29 protein-coding genes are annotated in these 20423 nt (G+C 59.6%); 11 read left to right on the top strand and 18 right to left on the bottom strand.

Features of this window, described 5'->3' with window-relative positions; all coding sequences use genetic code 11:
* Positions 1-299: 299 nt before the first annotated feature.
* On the bottom strand, positions 300-1130 hold the full coding sequence (locus tag AB5Y89_RS15840) for a hypothetical protein (RefSeq protein WP_368224147.1): 831 nt from the start codon (positions 1128-1130) through the stop codon (positions 300-302).
* Positions 1131-1345: 215 nt separating this feature from the next.
* Between AB5Y89_RS15840 and umuD the strand changes: the two genes are divergently transcribed.
* Positions 1346-1768, top strand: coding sequence for a translesion error-prone DNA polymerase V autoproteolytic subunit (gene umuD, locus AB5Y89_RS15845; protein ID WP_368224148.1), 423 nt, complete (start codon positions 1346-1348; stop codon positions 1766-1768).
* Positions 1765-3045, top strand: coding sequence for a translesion error-prone DNA polymerase V subunit UmuC (umuC, locus tag AB5Y89_RS15850; protein ID WP_368224149.1), 1281 nt, complete (start codon positions 1765-1767; stop codon positions 3043-3045). Before umuD ends, umuC begins: the two co-directional genes overlap by 4 nt.
* A 10-nt stretch (positions 3046-3055) precedes the next feature.
* Here umuC and AB5Y89_RS15855 read toward each other — a convergent pair whose 3' ends face one another.
* The 16 genes from AB5Y89_RS15855 to AB5Y89_RS15930 all read right to left on the bottom strand — a co-directional run bounded on the left by AB5Y89_RS15855 (position 3056) and on the right by AB5Y89_RS15930 (position 11275).
* Positions 3056-3229, bottom strand: a complete 174-nt coding sequence (locus tag AB5Y89_RS15855; protein ID WP_167824652.1) for a hypothetical protein — start codon at positions 3227-3229, stop codon at positions 3056-3058.
* A gap of 624 nt (positions 3230-3853) precedes the next feature.
* Positions 3854-4045 carry a DUF3283 family protein gene (locus AB5Y89_RS15860; protein ID WP_048209119.1) on the bottom strand — a complete coding sequence of 64 codons (192 nt, stop codon included), beginning with the start codon at positions 4043-4045 and terminating at the stop codon, positions 3854-3856.
* Positions 4046-4512: 467 nt separating this feature from the next.
* Entirely contained in the window at positions 4513-4863 is a 351-nt protein-coding gene (locus AB5Y89_RS15865; RefSeq protein WP_368224150.1) for a hypothetical protein, read from the bottom strand.
* A gap of 1 nt (position 4864) precedes the next feature.
* Entirely contained in the window at positions 4865-5077 is a 213-nt protein-coding gene (locus tag AB5Y89_RS15870) for a hypothetical protein (RefSeq protein WP_005308768.1), read from the bottom strand.
* Between the two features lie 14 nt (positions 5078-5091).
* Positions 5092-7479, bottom strand: a complete 2388-nt coding sequence (locus tag AB5Y89_RS15875; protein WP_368224151.1) for a replication endonuclease — start codon at positions 7477-7479, stop codon at positions 5092-5094.
* Complete coding sequence (locus AB5Y89_RS15880; RefSeq protein ID WP_368224152.1) at positions 7476-7916, bottom strand: hypothetical protein; 441 nt, start codon at positions 7914-7916, stop codon at positions 7476-7478. Before AB5Y89_RS15880 ends, AB5Y89_RS15875 begins: the two co-directional genes overlap by 4 nt.
* Positions 7916-8122 carry a hypothetical protein gene (locus AB5Y89_RS15885; protein ID WP_368224153.1) on the bottom strand — a complete coding sequence of 69 codons (207 nt, stop codon included), beginning with the start codon at positions 8120-8122 and terminating at the stop codon, positions 7916-7918. Before AB5Y89_RS15885 ends, AB5Y89_RS15880 begins: the two co-directional genes overlap by 1 nt.
* Entirely contained in the window at positions 8119-8655 is a 537-nt protein-coding gene (locus AB5Y89_RS15890; protein ID WP_279981120.1) for a DNA methyltransferase, read from the bottom strand. Before AB5Y89_RS15890 ends, AB5Y89_RS15885 begins: the two co-directional genes overlap by 4 nt.
* On the bottom strand, positions 8652-8942 hold the full coding sequence (locus AB5Y89_RS15895) for a hypothetical protein (RefSeq protein WP_279982817.1): 291 nt from the start codon (positions 8940-8942) through the stop codon (positions 8652-8654). The genes AB5Y89_RS15890 and AB5Y89_RS15895 overlap by 4 nt, the downstream gene beginning before the upstream one ends.
* A complete protein-coding gene (locus tag AB5Y89_RS15900) occupies positions 8939-9115 on the bottom strand; it encodes a hypothetical protein (protein WP_202605904.1) in 177 nt (58 codons plus the stop codon). Before AB5Y89_RS15900 ends, AB5Y89_RS15895 begins: the two co-directional genes overlap by 4 nt.
* Positions 9112-9411 (bottom strand): hypothetical protein, encoded by a 300-nt coding sequence (locus tag AB5Y89_RS15905; RefSeq protein WP_368224154.1) that lies wholly within the window; start codon positions 9409-9411, stop codon positions 9112-9114. The genes AB5Y89_RS15900 and AB5Y89_RS15905 overlap by 4 nt, the downstream gene beginning before the upstream one ends.
* 63 nt (positions 9412-9474) lie before the next feature.
* The gene (locus AB5Y89_RS15910; protein WP_368224155.1) at positions 9475-9918 is read right to left on the bottom strand and encodes a hypothetical protein; all 444 of its coding nucleotides are present in this window, start codon (positions 9916-9918) and stop codon (positions 9475-9477) included.
* 15 nt (positions 9919-9933) lie between these two features.
* Positions 9934-10152, bottom strand: coding sequence for a hypothetical protein (locus AB5Y89_RS15915; protein WP_104455397.1), 219 nt, complete (start codon positions 10150-10152; stop codon positions 9934-9936).
* A complete protein-coding gene (locus AB5Y89_RS15920; RefSeq protein ID WP_167824660.1) occupies positions 10149-10406 on the bottom strand; it encodes an ogr/Delta-like zinc finger family protein in 258 nt (85 codons plus the stop codon). Before AB5Y89_RS15920 ends, AB5Y89_RS15915 begins: the two co-directional genes overlap by 4 nt.
* Positions 10407-10417: 11 nt before the next feature.
* The gene (locus AB5Y89_RS15925; RefSeq protein WP_104455399.1) at positions 10418-10933 is read right to left on the bottom strand and encodes a phage regulatory CII family protein; all 516 of its coding nucleotides are present in this window, start codon (positions 10931-10933) and stop codon (positions 10418-10420) included.
* A gap of 33 nt (positions 10934-10966) precedes the next feature.
* A complete protein-coding gene (locus AB5Y89_RS15930; protein ID WP_158656249.1) occupies positions 10967-11275 on the bottom strand; it encodes a hypothetical protein in 309 nt (102 codons plus the stop codon).
* 554 nt (positions 11276-11829) lie between these two features.
* Between AB5Y89_RS15930 and AB5Y89_RS15935 the strand changes: the two genes are divergently transcribed.
* The 9 genes from AB5Y89_RS15935 to AB5Y89_RS15975 all read left to right on the top strand — a co-directional run bounded on the left by AB5Y89_RS15935 (position 11830) and on the right by AB5Y89_RS15975 (position 19767).
* On the top strand, positions 11830-12288 hold the full coding sequence (locus AB5Y89_RS15935) for a S24 family peptidase (RefSeq protein ID WP_233759661.1): 459 nt from the start codon (positions 11830-11832) through the stop codon (positions 12286-12288).
* A 42-nt stretch (positions 12289-12330) separates the two neighbouring features.
* A complete protein-coding gene (locus AB5Y89_RS15940; RefSeq protein WP_368224156.1) occupies positions 12331-12909 on the top strand; it encodes a hypothetical protein in 579 nt (192 codons plus the stop codon).
* A 6-nt stretch (positions 12910-12915) separates the two neighbouring features.
* Positions 12916-13962 carry a tyrosine-type recombinase/integrase gene (locus tag AB5Y89_RS15945; protein WP_104452397.1) on the top strand — a complete coding sequence of 349 codons (1047 nt, stop codon included), beginning with the start codon at positions 12916-12918 and terminating at the stop codon, positions 13960-13962.
* Between the two features lie 109 nt (positions 13963-14071).
* Positions 14072-14539 (top strand): xanthine phosphoribosyltransferase, encoded by a 468-nt coding sequence (gene gpt / locus AB5Y89_RS15950; RefSeq protein ID WP_368224157.1) that lies wholly within the window; start codon positions 14072-14074, stop codon positions 14537-14539.
* Positions 14540-14713: 174 nt separating this feature from the next.
* The gene (gene frsA / locus AB5Y89_RS15955; RefSeq protein WP_010675462.1) at positions 14714-15982 is read left to right on the top strand and encodes an esterase FrsA; all 1269 of its coding nucleotides are present in this window, start codon (positions 14714-14716) and stop codon (positions 15980-15982) included.
* A 62-nt stretch (positions 15983-16044) separates the two neighbouring features.
* Positions 16045-16437 (top strand): sigma factor-binding protein Crl, encoded by a 393-nt coding sequence (gene crl / locus AB5Y89_RS15960; RefSeq protein ID WP_039040346.1) that lies wholly within the window; start codon positions 16045-16047, stop codon positions 16435-16437.
* Between the two features lie 145 nt (positions 16438-16582).
* Positions 16583-17686: a glutamate 5-kinase gene (proB, locus tag AB5Y89_RS15965; RefSeq protein WP_368224158.1), complete on the top strand. Its 1104-nt coding sequence runs from the start codon at positions 16583-16585 to the stop codon at positions 17684-17686.
* A 32-nt stretch (positions 17687-17718) separates the two neighbouring features.
* Positions 17719-18975, top strand: a complete 1257-nt coding sequence (locus AB5Y89_RS15970) for a glutamate-5-semialdehyde dehydrogenase (protein WP_262512438.1) — start codon at positions 17719-17721, stop codon at positions 18973-18975.
* 156 nt (positions 18976-19131) lie between these two features.
* Positions 19132-19767, top strand: a complete 636-nt coding sequence (locus AB5Y89_RS15975) for a murein L,D-transpeptidase catalytic domain family protein (RefSeq protein WP_042016892.1) — start codon at positions 19132-19134, stop codon at positions 19765-19767.
* A gap of 169 nt (positions 19768-19936) precedes the next feature.
* Here AB5Y89_RS15975 and AB5Y89_RS15980 read toward each other — a convergent pair whose 3' ends face one another.
* A complete protein-coding gene (locus AB5Y89_RS15980) occupies positions 19937-20368 on the bottom strand; it encodes a universal stress protein (protein ID WP_041212463.1) in 432 nt (143 codons plus the stop codon).
* Positions 20369-20423 lie beyond the last annotated feature (55 nt).

Raw genomic sequence — 20423 nt, forward strand, 5'->3', positions numbered from 1 at the left:
TCTTTTGCCCCTCACATGGCCGCATCAGCGGCCCGCTGCTGCATCACCGATGCGGGCTACCCTTGCACCCTCGCAGATCCTTTCACGCGCATCCTGAGCGGCTGGCGCAGCCTGCTGCCACCTGCCAGCACCGCTGGCGCGCAATCGGGACCCCGCCTCGCCTGCCCGCTTTATGTGTGGAAAATCATGCAGGTGAACGACTGGGGGCGGGGAACGGCTCCCCGCGTCAGCGCTGGCCGCGCGGGTGATAACAGATCCTTTTTGCGATCCTTCACTTTCCGCCAGATTCGTTCACTAACTTATAGTCTATTGCCTGTACTAATTTTCTCCCCACTCTCCGCTTGCTTATTTATATATTCAGATAATGCTGAAATCCACGCCTCATCTACAGGCGGATGCCATTTTATTGCTGTATTCAATGGTGCTCTATTAACGTTTTCTGCTAGATTTTTAATTCCTTTTATGAACTGAGTTACAATGTATTTATTGTATTCGGCAGGGGCGTTAGCAAGCATGTTTTGCAGGTGTTGAGATGGATAAAGCAGTTCGTTAGTAATAGGTTGTAGGCTATTTATTAATAATGACATTCGTTCGTAAAGTGAAGCGTAATATGTTGAGCGTTCATTTAATTCGTCTCGGTCTTTCATTCGCTCTGTGAATTCCGCAGTGATTATATCTATATGCTTCTTGCATTCACTTAATTCAGAAAGAGTGTTTTCTTTTTCATTAAGCCATTCACGAACCCTGCTTTTTACAATAAAGTCGGCATTCTCCATAGTGCTTTCAGCGGCGGCTATTGACACCTGCGACATATCTCTATGGCTTATAAGTAGTCTATCCAGTTCTGCATCGTGCTCTTTTTCATATATTTTGTTTGCTATGTGTTTTTTAAAAAGGCTACTGATTAATGGGATCGCCGTTACATATATAAATGTTAACGCTAACGGTATCATTATGTCATTAGCTACATTTAGCTCCCAATTTTTTAGGATGTTTATTTTCCCCAGTTTATCACTGTAAATGAATATCAATATCCCTCTTGAGTTCATCATTATTGCAGATATTATAAAGCCACCCATTAAAACATTATTCATTCTTGATATAACTACACCCCTGATATCTTCAATCATAAATAATCTCATTCATGTTAAAAAATAGAGTGTAATAGATATTACGCGTTTTAATAAACACTTTTCACTACTTTTCGTTTAATCGTCCCTATTCATCAAATCGTTGCAGTATTCGTAGATAAATGATGAATGGCGGAGCCAAACGCCGCACGGTGATCCGATTTTTGCGCCTTGCTATACTGGTTATCCATACAGCATTTCTTGAGATTGCCAGCATGTTTGCTCAACCCACCCCAGATGCCCCCTTGTTGGAGCTACCCCTGTTTCTCTCCCCGGTGGCCTGCGGCTTTCCGTCGCCGGCGCAGGACTACACCGAGCAGACCATCGATCTCAATCAGTTGTGCGTGGTGCACCCAGCGGCCACCTACTTTGTGCGGGCGGCCGGTGACAGCATGCTCGACCACGGGATCCGCGATGGCGACCTGCTGGTCGTCGACCGCAGCCGCAAGGCCAGGCACGGCAGCGTGGTGGTCGCCGCAGTCGATGGCGAGTTCACGGTGAAGGAGCTGCAGCTTGAGCCCACCGTCGCCTTGCTCCCTGGCAACCCGGCCTATCGCCCCATCCATTTCAGTGAGGGGCAGGAGCTGGAAATCTTCGGGGTGGTGTCCTTTATCGTGCACCAGGTTGATACCCCATGAACAAGCGCTGCGCCGTCGCCCTGGTCGACGTGAACAACTTCTACGCCAGTTGCGAGCGGCTGTTTCGCCCCGACTTGAAGGGGCGGCCCATCGTGGTGCTCTCCAACAACGATGGCTGCGTGGTGGCCCGTTCGGCGGAGGCGAAGGCGCTCGGCATCAAGATGGGGGTGCCGTACTTCCAGATCCGCCAGTTCTTCGAGGCCATGGGCGGGGTCTGGTTCTCCAGCAACTACGCCCTCTATGGCGACATGTCGAACCGGGTGATGACCATTCTGGAGGGGATGGCCCCAGCGGTGGAGGTCTACAGCATCGACGAGGCCTTTATCGAACTGAGCGAGTCCTGGGCGGGCGACCTGGTGGCCTATGGCCGCCAAGTTCGCGAGCGGGTGCAGCAGTGGACCGGGCTGACCGTGGGGGTCGGCATCGGCCCCACCAAGACCCTCGCCAAGCTCGCCAACTACGCCGCCAAGAAGTGGCCCGCCACCGGTGGTGTGGTGGATCTGCGGGATGAAGCGCGGCGCGCCCGGCTGATGGCGATCACCCCGGTGGACGAGATATGGGGCATCGGTCGGCGGCTGTCGGCCAAGCTGGAGGCCCAGGGCATCAAGACCGTGGCCGACCTGGTCGCTGCTGACCCCAAGGCGCTGCGGCGCCGCTATGGCGTGGTGGTCGAGCGCACAGTGCAGGAGCTGCGGGGGATCCCCTGCACCGAGCTGGAGCAAGAGGTCCAGGCCAAGCAGCAGATCATCTGCTCGCGCTCGTTTGGGGAGCGCATCACCCAGATCGGCCCCATGCACCAGGCGCTGGCGGGTTACATGGAGCGGGCCGCCGAGAAGCTGCGGGGGGAGGGGATGTGCTGTCGGCACGTGACCCTGTTTATTCGCACCAGCCCGTTCAGCGACCGGGAGCCCTATTATGGCAACCAGGTGAGCACCAAGCTGGCGATGCCCACCCATGACACCCGGGCGCTGTTGGCCCTGATCCCGGAATTGCTCCCGCGCATCTGGCGCGACGAGCAGCGATACCAGAAAGGGGGCGTCATGCTGGCCGACTTCACCCCCGCCAGCATGCAGCAGGGCGACCTGTTCGCCGCACAGCAGCAATCCCCGCGCAGCGAGGCGCTGATGCAGGTCATCGACAAGATCAATCAGGGGCGGTTGGGGAAGGTCTACTTCGCAGCCCGCGGCCGCGACACTCGGGAGTGGATGATGAAGCGGGAGCAGTTAAGCCCCCGCTATACCACCGCGCTCGGCGAGCTGCCGGTGGTGAAGGCATAGCCAGCATCACTCAGTGGATGGTGTAGGACTTGCGCTGGGTGTCCAGAGCCTTCATGGCCAGCACCACCAGGTGGCGTATGCTTGACTCGACTCGTCCAAGCGGCATAGGGCGATGATCGTCAGTGATTTTACCGGCGATAAAATACAGGTCTTCCAAAATAGCTTCGATGGATGGCTCTTGCATGCATGTACTCCCAACAGAGGTGTGTTAATAATCGCTGACCACTGGATAGTGACCATCGAAAGAATTTTCACGCAGATAAAACGATGCCACCCTCAGCGAAGGGAGCGCGGTTTCTTGTTTGCTTGGGCCGAATCTTATGCGCCAGAAATATTATTGGTCAATGGTCTCAGTGAAATAAAATATTAAATAATCCCTTGGGTCATCTAAACATCGTCGCCATAGGCAAACCACAGTCACGTCTCAGTGTCCTAGCTGGACAATATCCTTGCTGGACAACATCCTAACAAGTCAGTGAAACCGCGCTTCTCGTGTACGTCAGTCCCAGATGAGAGGTGGGGGTGGTGGCTTGGATTTTAACAACCCATCCAATGGCGTGGTGGGCAATGCTTAAATGGGGGTATGTAAGCAATTCACCATCACCTAAATGGTGTTGTTTTAATTTTTAAAGGACATGCTTTTATATTAAAAATATATCTCTTGTATATACATCATATATACATTGCATATGTTTTTACCGGTTATGTACCTATTGTGTACCTCCTGTGTACATAATAGGTACACAACATCGAATATATTAAAAAGCCCCCTGCATGAGGGGGCTTTTAAACTGATTGGCAGATGGTGTTATGGTCTGGTCCGGTACTTTGCCAAGGCCTTGGTGAAGACCTCAAGCTGATGGCCGGTGAAGGCTGAACTGTCCAGCTCTGCCGTGGCCAGCTTGCCGTTGCGTTCCTTCCACACCGCATAGGCAGCCGCTTTGTCGACCTCGATCAGGGCCTTTTCCTCCCGGGGGAGGTCACATAGGTTAAAACTCACTTGGCACCTCTTTTCGTTGGACAGTTATGGTAATCGTTGAAACGTGTCCGGTCACGATTTTGGTTTTAAGGGGTGCCCACCAAGGATTTTAAGACCGGTCACATTGGTGCCTTTCTTAAAACCCGTTGGCTACAGTGCAAGGGTTTTATCTCCCGCAGTCTTCCAGCATGCGCTTTCCCCTTTAAACGCCCCATTGCACCCGACAGGTAAAGGGTGGTTGCAATGCTTACATACCTGCATTTTCAGATAGTCCGCCTGCGACACCCACCTTTCCCAGTCCCGCCGGATCAGGGTACTGATGTACTCGTCGGCAGAATAAGGCTGACTGCTGCCAGCCCGAACAATGCGTAGGTGGTTGAGTTGTTGGCGCTCCCGTTCTGACATCCTAACCTCAACGCGAGTGATGCCTAGGGCTGACTGTCTCGCACGCTGGGCCTGCTTTCGCTCCCTCGCCTCCTTTGGTTTGCTCATACAGCCCTCCTTCTGGCAAACGCGCCCTGCCGCGCCCGGGTGGCCTTCCAGACCTGCTTGGGTGTTGGGCCGAGAGGCAGCATCCGCTTTGCCTTTTTGGGTGGGGTGATGGTGTCCAGCTCGCCCTGGTAGAACGGGAACCAGGCATCCTCGAACCGTATAACCCGCTCCATCCGGTCGAGCAGCAGATCGCAGATATGACGGTCAGCGGCTGGCATGCTGTCGAGCATGCTGGAGATGGTGGAACGACCCGCCGATCCCGGCGGGTATTGCTGGATGATGGGCCAGAGCCGCTGGCAGAGCGGCAGCAGGCGCTCCACGTTGGCGCGGGGGATGATGTCCTGCACGTTATTCCCCCTCTGCATAAGGCGACCATGTTTCTCTTGGTTCCTCTGGCTTTGGAAATTCGTATTCGTCTGGATTGAAGGTGGGGTTAAGCCATTCGCGGGCCCCAGGGTTGGCCTTGTCGTAGTGGCAGCCTTCGGCAATCCACAGCTTTTTTCCTGTGGTTTTGCACACAATAGTGCCTGTCCAGAGCATGTAGGCTGGTTTCTTCTTCATACACACCTCCTTAGTTAAAGGCCCCTGCGTTGACGGGCCGCTGCGATTTCTGCTTCATGGCGCTTGTTGTCTGCTTTCAGCCAGTCGACGCGGGCCTGCTCCTGTTCGGTGGGCTGGTAACTGGCCCGGTCCTCTTCGTCATCCAACAGGCGGGTGAAGATGGCGATCGCCTCTTCGGCCTGCGCCAGCGGCAGGGCGGCCAGCCATTCGGTGACGCTGCCGCCTGAGTGCATCAGCTCGTGGGCCTGCTGTTTCAGCGTATCGCTGCTGGCTGCCCGCTTGCTGGCCTGCTCGGCCTCGGCCTCGGCGGTCAGCTGGTCGGCCACGGCATCTCCGGCACCCGGCCAGTTGCGGGTCACAATCAGCCGATCACCGACCAGTCGCACATATTGGCCGTCGGCGTGGATGATGCTGCCGTGCAGCAGCAGGGCGGCGTTGCTTTCATCAAGACCCATTCGGCCCAGCTCTTTAGCCAGAGCGGATCCTTTCACCCCCAATTTGGATCCTTTCGTACAGTTATTGACAGAACTCCGAGGGGGGCGGCTGCCGCCGCCTGAGGGCAACTCGCTGCGCTCGCTCACAGCAGGCTCGCGCTGCTCGCCCAAACCCGACCCGTTGACCCCCTTGCGCACTATCTGCCAACCCTCGGTGCGGGTGATGGCGGTGGTCATGCCGATGTCAGTGATCACCCCCATCAGGCGCAGCACATCCTCGCCATACTTGTTGGCGGCTTCATCGAGGCGCTTGGAGAGGCGGATCAGGTGTTCTTTGCGGGGAAGGTCAATGCCGCCCATGGCGTCGATAAAGTCTCCCCAGCGGTTGTTGTCGGCTGCGGTGCGAGCGGCTTCCAGGATGCAATCCCACTCGATCACCTCGTCACCCAGGCGGCGCAGCTCACGCCATACGCTCACAGCAGGGCCGCCTATCTGCTGAAACTGGCGTATACGCCAGCAGCTCGCCCAGGCCGCGACCGCGATGGTGGTGTGGTCGACCGGGGCCTCGGCCTCGTAATCCATCCCGACCTTGTGGCCGTCGATGTTCTTGGCGATGTACTTGGCGATGTAGCCGGTGGCGCTGCCTTGGGTTGGGTCGATCTCCTTCCAATTCACCCGTGGGTTGATGGCCTTGACCACCGCCGGGCTGCTCACATCGAGCAGCCACTTGATGCGCGGCATCTTGTTGCGGATTTTCATCTCGGACAGCGCATCGAGCTGGTCGCCGTTGGGCATTTTGAGCTCGGCCCGTTCGGCGGCGGTGAAGTGGTAGGCAAGCAGGGTCAGAAAGTCGCGTTGGTGCTCGGGGTTGATAAACAGCAGGCAATGCCAGTGCGGGGTGCCATCGTGGTGCGGTTCCACAACCCGAAAACCGAAGGCCATGATCCCCTCGCGGGCCAGTGCGGCACGAAAGCGGGCCCACTGTTTGCACAGCAGGCGGTTGGTCTCGGTCGGGCAGGCGCCGTTGAACTTCTCATTCTGGTAGGTCTTCGCCTTGTCTTTGCTGCCCTGGCGCCAGGCGTGATAGCTGGAGGGGGCGGTCAGCGTCAGGAACAGGCCCAGTTTGCCCTGCTCCTGTGCCATGTCTTCAAAGCCCCGCATGCGCACCATCAGCTCATGACGGCGGATCTCGGGGTTGGCGACCGAGCCCATCACCGCATCGACCAGGTCAATCTCTTGCCCCAGATCTTCGTTGACGGCGCTCATGCTCGCCATCCATGCCTGCTGTGCCGCCTTGCGCTGGGTGAACTCGCGCACGGCGTGCGCACTGGCGTAGGGGCTGACCCCCTTGCGCACCTGGCCGGTGAGGATGGCAATCAGCTCGCAGTAGATAGCCCAGGCGCGGTTGATTTTGCGCTGCCACCATGACTCATCGAGCAGGCGCACCAGCAGGCTGGCGGCTGCCCCTTCGAACTTCTCAATGGCTGGATCCATATCCGCCCGCTCTTCGTCAGTCAGCTGGCGGCCAAGCAGTTTTATGGCTGAGTGGCGGGGGTCGGTCGGCAGGGGTGGGCAGAAGTGCCAGGCCTGTGCTTGCGAGCCCAGATCTCTAAGCAGCTTGGCGGCATCCCATTCATGTTCGGTTCCATTGTTCAGCAAGGTCTGGCAGCGACGGGCCCACTCGGCGGCGACCAGCTCGCGGCGCACGTCGTTGCGCAAGTGGATCACTGGGATCGGGAACCGGCTTTGAGCGGCGGCGCAGGCATCCACCATACGGCGCAGCCAGATGTTGGCGGTCTTGGGATTGGCCGGGTAGCGGCGCAGGAAGGTTGCGGCCAGCGGCTTGGCAACGTGCCACTCAATGCGGGCGAGTTGTTCGGCCGCCCCGGCCATGTTGATGGCGTGGTGCCCGACCAGGTAGTGCTGGGGGAGTTGGATGCCGTGCAGGTTGGTGATGGAGTCCATCATTGGCACACCCCGCACTTTTCGTTCACATACTCGTTGGGTTGCAGGTGCCGGCCGCAGGTGGAGCAGGTCGGCACCATGTCCAGGGTGGCGAGCCGATCAGACCAGCAGGTGGCCTCGCAGAAAAACAGGCTGGTGAGCCGGTTGCCGACCAGGATGACCGGGCGCACATGGCCGAACTCGCCGCAGCAACTGCAGCGCATTGAGGGGCGGGCGTTGGCCGGGACGGTCTTCACCACGGTTTCACTGGCGGCGCGGGCCAGCGGCCAGCAGGTTTCGACGCAGTAGGGGTAAGAGCGGCGACCGTGTCGGCCCGCAACCGGCAGGCAAACCGCCATCTGGCGGCACTTGGTGCAGGGCTCCAGCGTCACGATATGGCTGTTTGCAGGGCGCACGACGCCCAAAGCCGGGGCAAGCCCGGCTGGTTTATGGTGAGTCATTAGATGGCGCCTCCGTTGTATGACTGGCGCAGACGGGCGGCAGATTGGTGCTCGCAGCGGCGGGCCGCGCGCACCATGACCAGCAGGGTTTTGATATATCGGTGGGGGCGGCAGGGGCGGCGACTGGCATCCAGTAACTCGAGTTGGTATTCCCGGCGGCGCGCGGCGTCGCTCAACATGGCATCGAGCCAGAAGTCGTGGATCATGCTGCATCCTCCGCAATCAGATGACTCAGGCCGTTCGGCAGGTTCACGCGATTGCCGTTGTCCCAGATAAACCAGCTGTATTCGCAGGAGTCAGACCCGCCATTCACAAAGCGTGGGCGTGGAACCAGGATCGGGGTCTTGTTCGGAAAGCCGACCTCTGCCCAGAACGGCACGCGCTTTTTGCTGCCCAAGAAGTTCACCCGCTGCAGGTAAATCAGGGTGCCATCTGGTTCGAGCTCGTACAGGCTCTTTCTCAGAAACTCCTCCGTCAGCGAGAACGGCGGGTTGGTGATGATGACGTCGAACTGGCGGCCAAAGTCCCATGTCAGGTAGTCGCGACCATGGCGGATCTCGGCCCACTCCTTTTGCTCGGCCGGCAGCGGAACTGGATCGAAGATGTTCCCTTCTGCGCGGCATGGTTCCATGAAGTGATCACCTGGACGGAAGCTGATGCAGCGCATCAGGGCAGCCACTGCGCTGGCGGGCGTAGGGTAGAGCTCGCGCTCGATGACATTGCCGGTGGTGCTGCTCATGATTGGCCTCCTTCACAGTGGCAGACGCCAAACAGTTCATAGGTCAGCGGACCCGGCGCGCCCTGCATGGTGATGCCGGTGCGTGCGACTTGGACCCTGTCACCACCCCGAACCCGGATTGTCACAGTGGCGACACCTTCCTCGACGATGACGCCATCGACAGCTTTGAGCTGGGTGGTTCTGGCGCGCTGGATCACCCGCTTGAAGGTCACCTTGTCTCCGCAGCGAAAGGCGGCCGGATCCGGCAGGCGGTAGCGCCCGCACTGTTCACATCTCATGTTGCTCATGCGGCTACTCCTTCCAGTACACAAGCGCGGCCGGAGGCCAGGGTTTCGATACGGGCGGCGTGACGCTGGCCTCTGAGCCAGTGACCGCGCACTTTGATGTAGCCATGGCGCACCAGGTAGGCGACGGCATCGGCGGGAGAGGGGGCGATGTGCTTGGCGGTGATGGCGATCATTGGGCACCCCCTTGCATCTCATGAGCAAAAGGCGGCTGGAATACCACGGTGCTGTCTGGGCCGCTGGCCATGTCCACGCCGATGATGTTGGGCCGCTGGCCACCACGCAGGATCTCGAGGCGCTTGGTCAGCTCGGCGTAGATGTCGAGCAGGGCCAGCTCATCGGCCAGCTCGGCCAGCGCCTCAAGGCTCGCCTCGATAGCGAGGCTGTGACATGCCCCGAGCTGGGGGCGATGGGTATTAATGAGGCTGTTCGCGACTTTGCGGATCGCCTGTTCTGCTGTAAGATTGTTCATGAGGTTTTCCTCGCTGATTGATTGAAAGCCCCGCTGGTGCGCCAACACCGATAGCGGGGTTTTTTATTGGCCGCTTCCGGCCACCTTCTGCAAAACCGCTCTGCGGTTTTCCAATACGCTGGCCTGCTCGTTAAGCTCGGCCCGGCGCTTGTTCTCAAGCTCTGCCTGTTCCCGCTCGCTGCGGGTCGGCCCCTCAATACGACGGGTGGTGCGGTGCCACTCGCGGCGGTGCAGCACGCCGCCATCAAACTCATGCAGGGTTGCCATCAGCGCACCCAGGGCGAGGCGGATCGCCTCTTGTTGGTCAAACTCGAACTGGTCCAGCTCGCGGGTGCCATAGGTGGTTGATAACCCGGCGGCGTAGCAGATGACGGCGCGGGCCCGGGTCGGCAGGCGTGACCAGCGGCTGGCCGCCCCATTGCGGCCGAACTGGGCGCGCATCTCTGCCAGCGCCACCTCTGCGGCGCTTGGCTGTTGAACGAGCTCGAAAATCTGTGCGGTGTTCATGGGGCGGCCCTCCGGTTATGCCTGCAGCAGCTTGGTCAGCCAGTGCGGGCGAGGTTGATGGCACGGCTGGAAGCGCAGCGCGCCACGGCGGCCCTGGCTGTCTTCCAGATAACTGCCGTCGAAACGGGTGGTGTTGCGCATCACCGGCTCGTCACCGCTGGTGACGACGGTGGCGCGGTTGAACAGCAAAAACGGCAGCGGGATCAGCCCCGGCTGCTCGGCGCGCAGTTTCATGCTGACTCCTTGAGCGGGACGCTCTTCGACATGGTTTTGTGGTTTTTGCCCACGCCCTTGCAGAACGGCAGCACGATGGCCGGATTGGGCATGGCGGATGGGCTGATGGTGCCGACGATTTCAAACGCCGCCTTGAAGGTGTGGCCGCAGTCGACATTGCTGCAGGCGTAATAGGCATGGCCTGTCAGCGGGCTCATTTTGGTGGAGTTGCGGGTATTCGCGTGGTAACCGCAGTGGGGGCAAATCAATCTCATGGTCTGGTCTCCTATGCGCCGATGGCGGCGCGGGCCATATCAGCAGCGCACGCAAGGCTGGGGATGGCGTGAAAGCGGTCCTCGACCTCGGTAGCCAGCAACACAAGGTGCTCGATGCCTGCCCAGATGCCGGTGACGACGGTGTTTCGGTGTGACTTGGTGACGCGGTCACCGGCGAGGAGAGTGGTGGCCTGGGCCGTGACGCCCAGGATCTGGGCCCCTGCATTGAGCGCCTGCTGGGCGCGGGCCTCTGGGGCAACCTGGGCGGCATCCGGCAGACGAACGGCGGTCAGTTGGCAGTCAAACAGCATGCCATCAAACAGGGTGTCGTCGCCGGTGGCGTGGTAGAGGGCGATGAGATCGTGCGCAGTCAGGTTGTGCCGCTCACACGCCGGGTTGAATTTGTTGTGCAGCACGTGGTGTGACATGCCGATGGTTTCAGCCAATTGGCTGATGTTGTGCGCCTGCTTGAACAGGTCGCAGGCCCCTGCAAAGTGGCTGTGTGAACGAGTGCGCTGGTTTGACACTTTATCCCCCTGTGCTCAATCGCTACCGTTAGGTCAAGCAGCAGCGCGCTGGCGCGACTTGCTGGTCGAATCCTTGGCCACACGACGACGGGAGTTCTCATGAACGAACTTGAAGTAGTGTTCCGGCTCCTTGGTCATCTCGCGCCAGCGGTGCAGATTGACCCACGGCTTATCGCCAGCACGCAGTTTGGGAACAATGGGCAGGCGCCCGTCGCTGATCATGTCCTGGGCGGTGCGCAGTGGCAGGTCGAACTTGAGTTCGTCCCGCAGCATGGTGAGGAAGGCGTCCAGCGGAATGGCCGGCAGCATGGTGAGCGCAAGGCTCTGTTTGATGGTTTCCAACTGGCGCAGCACTTCTGCCAGTGCGTCAACTGGAGGTTGAACAGCGTCACCTATCGGTGCGGCATGCGCCCCTAAAGGCTGTCTTTCGGTGTCACGTTGCGTCATACTGCGCCCCTATGCGTGTTATCTCATCAGAACTAGAACTTCGAATCGCCTCTCACAGCTTTGGTTCGAATGTTCGATCTTGAGTTCGAGAGTATACGCCAACGCGATGTCGCGCAACCTGAAATTACAAATTTCGATCTAGGGTTACAAATGGCATGGAAATCTTGAACGGCACGACCTTTGATACGAAAGCCTTTGCGAAGAGGCTCCTAGCGCTAGTCGGCAGAGAGAGTTACAGCTCGTTCGGTCGGAGAGTGGGCGTAAGTGATGCAGTCATTCGCAAATATCTCACTGGCGAGACGATGCCTTCTGTAGGCCAGGTCTCTCAGATCTGCGGGCATGATCCGCGACTGTTTCTGTGGCTCTGTCTCGGGATTGGTGAAAAACCTGAACAGGCAACAGAGCACCCCGAAGTCCCCATCTATGCACGTGCAGCTCAGGGTGACGACGTGACTGGGCTCGCAGAATCCAGCGCTGCTTACCACCAGATGCAGGATTACACCCTGGTCGACTGCTACCAGGTGTTTGCGTCGGCCGGGTTCGGCGCCACCGTCTCCGACGAGCTGAAAACCGAGCCCATGGCGTTTCGCACCGACTGGCTCAAGAAAGAGGGGTTGGCACCGGAACGGCTGGCGGTTATCCGCGCCAAGGGCGACAGCATGGAGCCCACCATCAGCAATAACGACATCATCCTGGTGAACCTGTGCAACGGCGATGCCCTGCGCGATGGCCTCTATGTGCTGCGCATTGGCGACAGCCTGCTGGTGAAGCGGCTGCAATTCGACGTGCTCGGCGGGATCAAGGTCATCTCTGACAATCCTGGCTATGAAACCCAGGTGGTGACCAAGGACCAGCGGGCCGATGTGCATATCGTCGGCCGCGTGGCATGGGCAGGGAAGAAGTTTTGAGCTTTGGCGATAAACCTACATTTTCATGATGGAAGTGACAGCATGGCATCAGCTAAGTGTAAAAAGTGTAATGGTGAGGTAGGTAACTTCACATTAGAGTGCCCGCACTGCGGGATAAAGAATCCTGCGTTAACAGCTAAGGACTGTGTGCTTGGTAGCGTTGGGATTATCGCGATTGTATTTGCATTTCTAGCGTTTAGTGGTGGTGATGACGCAGAAGCTGCAAAGCAGGAACCACAGGTAGTTTCCTCTACAGAAAAAGTACCAGCAGCAAGTAAACCCGCCCAGGAAACACCTTACACCGCTGAAATAGCATCAAAAGTAAAAGCATTCTGCTATGCCAAGCAGGCTGGCCAACTCTGCGACGGATTAAAAATGCGGATGGACACAGAAGATGCTTTTTACAGTTCTATCGGCTATGTACCTCAGAAAGGGGTCCAAGCACCAGAATTCAATGATTGTGCCAGCTCCTTTGATGCTGCGATTGCTGATGAAAAGAAGGACCTTTGCCAAAAGGCAGAGGCTCTGTATGGCTGCAATGGCACCGAGATCAAAGCACTGTTGACAGGCTGGCCTACTGAAACCAATGCCAACCCCAAGCAATGTGCGTTTGGTGAATAGTGGCCAATGACCGTCCGAAAACTCGACGACGGCAAGCCGCGCCTCTGGCTTGCCGAAGTCTACCCCCAAGGCCGTGAGGGCCCCCGCAAGCGCAAGCGCTTCGCCACCAAGGGCGAGGCGCTGGCCTGGGAAAAGTGGTTGCTGGAAGAGAGCAACAGCAACCCCTGGCTCACCGCCAACAAGGTGACCGAAGACAAGCGGCGCTTGTCCGACGTCATAGATCTCTGGTTCCGTTTGCATGGGCAGACACTGGTTTCTGGCGAACAGGTCAAGCGCAAACTCGACTTGATGGCCGAGGCGATGGGTAACCCTTACGCGGTCGATCTCAACAAGGGGCATTTCGCCACGTACCGGGAAGGGCGGCTCACTGGAGCCATCATCTTCCCTGGTCGCTGCCGTGACCGGGCTGCTGGACCCAAAACGGTGAACGACGAACAGCGCTTGCTGAATGCGGTGTTTGGGGAGCTGATCCGATTGGGGGAGTGGGTGAACCCCCACCCATTGACTGGCCTGCGGCAGGTCAAAACCCATGAATCGGAGATGACCTACCTCACGGCAGCGCAGATCGACATGCTGCTGGCCAGTTGCGCGACCTCCCGAGTGCCGGCGTTGACCACGGTGGTCAAACTCTGTCTGGCCACCGGGGCCCGTTGGTCTGAGGTGCAGGGGCTGACCAGTGCCCAGGTGAGCAAGTATCGGCTGACGTTCACCCAGACCAAGAGCAAGCGCAATCGCTCGGTCCCCATCTCGCCGGAGCTCTATGAACTGATCCCCAAACGCGGCATTCATGAAGGCAGGTTGTTCCCTCCCTGCTATGACGCATTTGAGTATGCCGCGCAAAAATCCGGGGTGAACTTGCCGGAGGGACAACTTTCTCATGTGCTCAGACATACGTTTGCCAGCCATTTTATGATGAATGGTGGTAATATCCTTGTCCTACAGCGAATCCTCGGTCACAGCACCATCACCATGACCATGAGGTACGCCCATTTTGCCCCCGAACATTTGGATGACGCGGTCAGATTAAACCCTCTGATCAGCCCTCACTCATAGGTGAAAAATGGCGGCAAAGTGGCGGCAGAGCTCCGCATGGAATGCGTGATACCGCGTGATGTTGCGCGCTAACCCTTTGTTTTAACTGTAAGTCGTTGAGCCAATTACTATGCCTAAGAAATTCTATGTATCGTGGGATAACCTGCAACGCGAAGCGCGCCGTCTGGCCCGTCGTCAACTGCCTGTCAGCCAGTGGAAAGGGATCATCGCCGTCAGTCGCGGTGGTCTGGTGCCTGCGGCCCTGATGGCCCGCGAACTTGGTATTCGCAATGTCGAAACCCTCTGCATCTCCAGCTATGACCACGACAACCAGCGCGAGCTGGTGGTGGTGAAGGCTGCCACCACCGCAGGTGACGGTGAAGGCTGGCTGGTGGTGGACGATCTGGTGGACACCAGCGGCACCGCCAAGGCGATCCGCGAGCTCTACCCCAGAGCCAAGTTCATCACCATCTTCGCCAAGCCCATGGGCGAACCCCTGGTGGATGACTTCGAAGTCGCCATTCCGCAGGATACCTGGATTGAACAGCCCTGGGACATGGCGCTGGAGTTCGCCAAGCCGATCTGCGACGAAGCGTAATCGCCGCACCGGTCGCGACCAGTGACTCCCCGGCATTCGGGAGCGGACTGATCCGTCGTGATGCAAGGTTGACCACATTGAGCCCCTTTTGGGGCTCAATGCGTTTCTGGTGTGGCTGCTCGATGTGAAAAGTGGTTAAGATGGGACATTGTTTGAGACAGAAGAGCCACCATTTTGGAACCAAACGACGATACCAATCTGACGGAAAAGCTGTTTACCCGGGTCAAAAAGGTATTGGAAACTTCCGAAGTCTCCAACTCGAGCCCCGTCGACGAGCAAGACAGCGCACTGTCTGACAGCTTCATCGATGGCGCCCTGTCGCCCCGCTGGTATCGCCTGCTGCGCAGACCGACCTGGGCCTGGCAGGGGGCCGATCCCGTCGAGGTGGAGCAGACCCTGGCGCACATCGCCATGGGGCAGGGGGAGCGCAGTCACGAACGCTATCTGGACACCATCAAGGGCTATGTGCCCGGCAACTGGGTCTATGAGTGGAGTCAGCTCGCCGGCCGTTATTTCAATACGGGGCGGACGCTGCTGGGGGAAGGGGATCGTGCCGCGGCGCTGAAGAGCCTGCTCAAGGCAGTGCGCTACTACTCCATCGCAAGCTACCCCCACCTCAAGCACGACGAGCTGGCGGATCAGGCCCAGTTGCTCGGCAATATGGCCTATCGCGAGGCCGGACGCCTGTTCAAGGTGCCCCTCAAGGAGCTGCAGGTCCCGTTTCGGGGCAAGACCATCCAGGGCTACCTGCATCTGCCCACCACCGAGAAACCTGTGCCCCTGGTCATCGTCAGCGGTGGCATCGATTCGCTTCAGGTGGACTTCCTCAACTTCTATTTCAAGTGTCTCGAGCCCCATGGCATCGGGATGCTCTCCCTGGACATGCCGGGCACCGGCTATGCCGAGCACTGGCCCCTGGTGCAGGACACCAGCCGCCTGCACCAGGCGGTGCTCAACTACCTCTCGGAGGTAGCCTGGGTCGATCACCAGCGCATCGCCATGGTGGGGTTCCGCCTCGCCGGCAATGTGGCGGCCCGTCTCGCCTTCGTCGAGCCGTTCAAGCTTAGGACCGTGGTCTGCATCGGCGCCGGCATCAACCAGGTGTTCACCAATCAGGAGATGTTCGCCCGCTGCCCGCGCATGATGCGCGACGGGCTGGCGAACCGGCTGGGGGCGGACGCGGCCCAGTGGGATCTGCTGCGCACCAAGTGCCAGGTCTTCTCCCTCAAGACCCAGGGATTGCTGGGGAGTCGCACTTCCGTGCCGATATTGAGTATCGGGCACAAGAAAGATTTTATTTGTCCCGAGCAGGATGTCCGGGCATTGGCCGCTGCGAGTCGCAACGGCAAGGCGGTGGTGTTTGACAAGCAGCCACTGCTCGAGGTCTATGACGAGGCACTGAAAGAGACGGTAGATTGGCTCAAAAAGCACTTATGTACATGATATAAAACTAAAAATGTAACATCACCATGTGATGGTATGGCTTGTTCAACAGGGAGGTTAGCATGTCAGAAAGAGTGACTTACAAGCGATTGCTGCGGCAGTTCGCGGCCATTGGCCCCTATTTGCGTGAAGACCTGTGCGAGGAGGGCCGCTACCGCTTTGACTGCCTGTCCGTCTGCGTCAGCGCCAAGCCTGCCCCGGACAAGCGGGAGTTCTGGGGCTGGTGGCTGGTGCTGGAGCAGGCGGATCACAGCTTCAGCTACCACTATCAGACGGGGTTCTACAACGCGGACGGGGAGTGGATCGACAAGGCGCTGCCCAAGAAGCATCAGGCGGAAGTGGAACGCACCCTGCAACATTTCTACAAGCTCATCAGCGGCAAGTTGACCCAGCTGGAGTGCACCCTCTCCCCCGCGAAGCAGGTGACCGCCGAACTGAGCGTGACGGCAGCCTGATCCCCAAGCCCCGCATCTTCCCGGTGCGGGGTACCCCGATGCTTTGTCACCGAGCCTGCAACTGCCCGGCGAGGCTTAATTGCCTTGCAGGGCAGGGGGGCCGTGGGTATAAAGGGATTCCTTACTTTTCTAACCCTTCGTTCCCATGGAAAACAGAACCATAGTCGTCAAACTGGGCACCAGCGTGCTCACCGGGGGATCTGCCCGCCTCAACCGTGCCCACATGGTCGAGCTGGTCAGACAATGTGCCGCCTTGCATCGACACGGGCACCGTGTCGTGCTGGTCACGTCGGGGGCCATCGCCGCCGGTCGTGAGCATCTGGGTCACCCTCCGCTGGCGCCTACCCTGCCGAACAAACAGATGCTGGCGGCGGTGGGTCAGACCCAGCTCATCCGGGTATGGCAGGACCTGTTCAACCTCTACGGGCTGCACATCGGCCAGATGCTGCTGACCCGCGCCGACCTGGAAGACAGGGAGCGCTACCTCAATGCCCGCGACACCCTGCGCACCCTGCTCGATCACCGCATCATCCCCGTCATCAACGAGAACGACGCCGTGGCCACCGCCGAGATCAAGGTGGGGGACAACGACAACCTCTCCGCCCGTGCGGCCATCCTGGCGGATGCGGACTTGCTGGTCCTGCTCACGGATCAGAAGGGGCTCTTCACCGCCGACCCGCGCACCAACCCGGATGCCCAGCTCATCGAAGAGGTGCAGACCATAGATGACACTCTGCGCTCCCTTGCCGGTGACAGCGTGAGCGGCCTTGGCACCGGTGGCATGGCCACCAAGTTGCAGGCCGCCGACGTGGCACGCCGCGCCGGGGTGGACGTGGTGATTGCCACCGGCCAGATCCCGGAAGTGATCGGCCGCCTCGCCGCCGGGGAGCGGGTGGGGACCCTGTTCCCGGCCCTGGCATCCCCCCTGGAAGGGCGCAAGAGCTGGATCCTGGCAGGGCCCCCTCCTCACGGCGAAGTGCAGGTGGATCAGGGGGCCGTGGCCGCCATGCAGGAGAAGGGCTCCAGCCTGCTGCCCAAGGGCATCGTCGCAGTGAAGGGAGATTTCGTGCGTGGCGACGTGGTGCGAATCCTGGATTCCAAGGGGAGTGAGCTGGCTCGCGGCATTTGCCGTTACGACCATCTGGAGCTGGATCGGCTGCGGGGTGTCCACTCGGATCAGATTGAACAGGTATTGGGTTACGGCTATGGGGCCGTGGCCATCCACCGTGATGACATGGTGCTGCTCTGAACAGGGCGGCACCGCATGAACAAAAGGGAACTGTGATGAGTCTGGAGAAAATGGGGCAGGCGGCCCGTGAAGCCGCCTATCAACTGGCCACCGTCAGCACGGCACAGAAGAACCGGGCGCTGGCGGCCATCGCCGATGAACTGGAAGCACGCAGTGCCCAGATCCTGGCGGCCAACGAGAAAGACATTGCCGCCGGGCGCGAGGCGGGGCTCACGGAAGCCATGCTGGATCGCCTGCTGCTCAACCCGGCGCGCCTTGCCGGCATAGTGGCGGATGTGCGCAAGGTGATCACCCTGGACGATCCGGTCGGGGCCGAAATCGACAGCCGGGTGCTGGAGAATGGCCTGCGCCTCTCCCGTCGCCGGGTGCCCATCGGGGTCATCGGCGTCATCTACGAGGCGCGCCCCAATGTCACCATCGACATCGCCAGCCTCTGCCTCAAGACCGGCAACGCCAGCATTCTGCGCGGTGGTCGCGAGACCTTCCACTCCAACCTGGAGCTGGTGCGGGTGATCCAGCATGCCCTGGCGGCGTCCGGCCTGCCCGAGGCGGCGGTGCAGTACATCGACAACCCGGACAGGGCGCTGGTGGCCGAGTTGCTGCGCCTCGACCGCTACGTGGACATGATCATCCCCCGCGGTGGCGCGGGTCTTCACAAGATGTGCAAGGAGAACAGCTCCATCCCCGTCATCATCGGCGGGTTCGGTATCAGCCATATCTTCGTGGACGAGAGCGCCGATCTGGCGCGTTCCCTGGCGGTCATCGAGAACGCCAAGGTGCAGCGCCCCTCCGCCTGCAACGCCCTCGATACCCTGCTGGTACACGAGAAGGTGGCGGCCACCTTGCTGCCGCAACTGGTGGCTCTGATGAACGAGCGCAAGGTGACCCTGGTGGGGGCGCCCAACGCCATGGCGCTGCTGGCTGGCAGCGACAACCTGTGCGACGCGGGGCCGGAAGATTTCGACACCGAGTGGCTGGGGCTGACCCTGGGGGTCAAGGTGGTGGCGGACGTCAACGAGGCGCTCGCCCATATGCGCGAGCACAACGCCGGCCACTCCGATGCCATCCTGACCAACTCCCTCGCCAATGCCGAGCGTTTCGTCAACGGGGCCGGTTCGGCGGCGGTCTATGTCAACGCCTCCACCCGCTTCACCGACGGCGGCCAGTTTGGCCTCGGGGCCGAGGTGGCGGTCTCGACCCAGATGCTTCACGCCCGTGGCCCCATGGGGCTGACCGAACTCACCAGCTACAAGTGGGTGGGGCAGGCGGATTATCTCAGCCGTGCCTGATCCAGGCACGCTGAGCAAGCAGGACAATGCCGACTCAGGTCGGCATTTTTGTGCTTTTTTATTGCTTGCAATCAATGGCTTGCATATAACTATCCAGCAGGATGCGGTGTCACCCGGGGCATCAGGCCAGCGACAGCAAGGGGAGCAACTTCAAGGATGAAGGGACAGGATAGGAGTGCGTGGTGGGGCAGCCTCTGGCTGAGCCTGCCACTGCTGCTGGGGGCGCTCTGTTTCAGCGGCGCCAGCCACGCCAGCTGGGACCAGGATCTCTATCGTCAGCTCGGGCTGGCGGGCAAGCTCGACAGCCGCGTGTTTCGCAAGGCCCTGGACGGTTACCAGAGCGTGCGCCACAAGCGAAAACCCATTCTCACCATCATCGACTACAGCAAGCCCTCGACCATGCGCCGGCTGTTTGTCATCGACGTCAAGCGCCACAAGCTGCTCTACCACACCTGGGTCAGCCACGGCCGCAATTCGGGGGAGCTGGCCGCCCGCCAGTTCTCCAATCAGATGAATTCCCGGCAAAGTTCCCTGGGGGTCTACCGCACCGCCGAGACCTATCAGGGCAAGCACGGTTACTCCCTGCGTCTCGACGGCCTCAGTCCCGGCAAGAACAGCAATGCCCGCAAGCGCGCCATCGTGGTGCACGGGGCGGACTACGCCAGCCCCAGGCATCTGCAGAAGTTTGACAAGCTGGGGCGCAGCTGGGGATGCCCGGCCCTGCCAAGGGAGCAGTCCAGGGCCATTATCGACACCATCAAGGGAGGGAGCGTCATCTATGCCCATGGCTGAGACCCTGCCCGTGAGCCTGCTGCGAGGGCGTCACCAGGACTGGTGGGCGGCGCTCTACCTTGCCGACGACCTCTCGTTATCCCTCGTGCACCGGTTCTGAGATGAGTGTCCCATGGCAATGAACAGCAAAAAGGCCAGCATATGCTGGCCTTGGCGCATCAGGCGGGGATTATTTGCGGACCACCAGCACAGGGCAGGGTGCGTGGCGCACCACGGATTCCGCCACGCTGCCCACCAGCAGGTGGGTGATGCCGGAGCGGCCATGGCTGCCCATGACCACGAGATCCACCTTGTCTTCCTTCGCCTGGAGGACGATTTCATCGGCGGCGCGGCCAAAACGGACCTCGAACTTGGCCGGAATGGGCAGGCAGGCGACCAGTTCCTTGAGCTGACTCTTGGCCTGGCGTTCCATCTCGTGGGTGATCTCGATGGCCGTCATGTGCAGGATCTTGTAGCTGTCGAAGCCGTGCAGCTGATCCACCACGTGGACCAGTTTGAGCTCGGCCTGGTGGGTGTTGGCCATGAAGACGGCGTAGTCGAGTACTGCTCTGGACATCTCGGAGAAATCGACGGGGCAGAGCAGGGATTTGATGGTTGGCATGAGAATCTCCCCTCAAGTTGGGCTACTAATGAATCTTGTTTGCCATGATACGCTG

This window comes from Aeromonas sp. s4 (assembly GCF_040907855.1).
Classification (GTDB): domain Bacteria; phylum Pseudomonadota; class Gammaproteobacteria; order Enterobacterales; family Aeromonadaceae; genus Aeromonas; species Aeromonas caviae.

Bases quoted from the DNA above. Each gene is read 5' to 3' on its own strand.
- AB5Y89_RS15840 (WP_368224147.1), bottom strand. From the start codon at position 1,130: ATGATTGAAGATATCAGGGGTGTAGTTATATCAAGAATGAATAATGTT.
- umuD (WP_368224148.1), top strand. From the start codon at position 1,346: ATGTTTGCTCAACCCACCCCAGATGCCCCCTTGTTGGAGCTACCCCTG.
- umuC (WP_368224149.1), top strand. From the start codon at position 1,765: ATGAACAAGCGCTGCGCCGTCGCCCTGGTCGACGTGAACAACTTCTAC.
- AB5Y89_RS15855 (WP_167824652.1), bottom strand. From the start codon at position 3,229: ATGCAAGAGCCATCCATCGAAGCTATTTTGGAAGACCTGTATTTTATC.
- AB5Y89_RS15870 (WP_005308768.1), bottom strand. From the start codon at position 5,077: ATGAAGAAGAAACCAGCCTACATGCTCTGGACAGGCACTATTGTGTGC.
- AB5Y89_RS15875 (WP_368224151.1), bottom strand. From the start codon at position 7,479: ATGATGGACTCCATCACCAACCTGCACGGCATCCAACTCCCCCAGCAC.
- AB5Y89_RS15880 (WP_368224152.1), bottom strand. From the start codon at position 7,916: ATGACTCACCATAAACCAGCCGGGCTTGCCCCGGCTTTGGGCGTCGTG.
- AB5Y89_RS15885 (WP_368224153.1), bottom strand. From the start codon at position 8,122: ATGATCCACGACTTCTGGCTCGATGCCATGTTGAGCGACGCCGCGCGC.
- AB5Y89_RS15890 (WP_279981120.1), bottom strand. From the start codon at position 8,655: ATGAGCAGCACCACCGGCAATGTCATCGAGCGCGAGCTCTACCCTACG.
- AB5Y89_RS15895 (WP_279982817.1), bottom strand. From the start codon at position 8,942: ATGAGCAACATGAGATGTGAACAGTGCGGGCGCTACCGCCTGCCGGAT.
- AB5Y89_RS15900 (WP_202605904.1), bottom strand. From the start codon at position 9,115: ATGATCGCCATCACCGCCAAGCACATCGCCCCCTCTCCCGCCGATGCC.
- AB5Y89_RS15905 (WP_368224154.1), bottom strand. From the start codon at position 9,411: ATGAACAATCTTACAGCAGAACAGGCGATCCGCAAAGTCGCGAACAGC.
- AB5Y89_RS15910 (WP_368224155.1), bottom strand. From the start codon at position 9,918: ATGAACACCGCACAGATTTTCGAGCTCGTTCAACAGCCAAGCGCCGCA.
- AB5Y89_RS15915 (WP_104455397.1), bottom strand. From the start codon at position 10,152: ATGAAACTGCGCGCCGAGCAGCCGGGGCTGATCCCGCTGCCGTTTTTG.
- AB5Y89_RS15920 (WP_167824660.1), bottom strand. From the start codon at position 10,406: ATGAGATTGATTTGCCCCCACTGCGGTTACCACGCGAATACCCGCAAC.
- AB5Y89_RS15940 (WP_368224156.1), top strand. From the start codon at position 12,331: ATGGCATCAGCTAAGTGTAAAAAGTGTAATGGTGAGGTAGGTAACTTC.
- AB5Y89_RS15945 (WP_104452397.1), top strand. From the start codon at position 12,916: ATGACCGTCCGAAAACTCGACGACGGCAAGCCGCGCCTCTGGCTTGCC.
- gpt (WP_368224157.1), top strand. From the start codon at position 14,072: ATGCCTAAGAAATTCTATGTATCGTGGGATAACCTGCAACGCGAAGCG.
- crl (WP_039040346.1), top strand. From the start codon at position 16,045: ATGTCAGAAAGAGTGACTTACAAGCGATTGCTGCGGCAGTTCGCGGCC.
- proB (WP_368224158.1), top strand. From the start codon at position 16,583: ATGGAAAACAGAACCATAGTCGTCAAACTGGGCACCAGCGTGCTCACC.
- AB5Y89_RS15975 (WP_042016892.1), top strand. From the start codon at position 19,132: ATGAAGGGACAGGATAGGAGTGCGTGGTGGGGCAGCCTCTGGCTGAGC.
- AB5Y89_RS15980 (WP_041212463.1), bottom strand. From the start codon at position 20,368: ATGCCAACCATCAAATCCCTGCTCTGCCCCGTCGATTTCTCCGAGATG.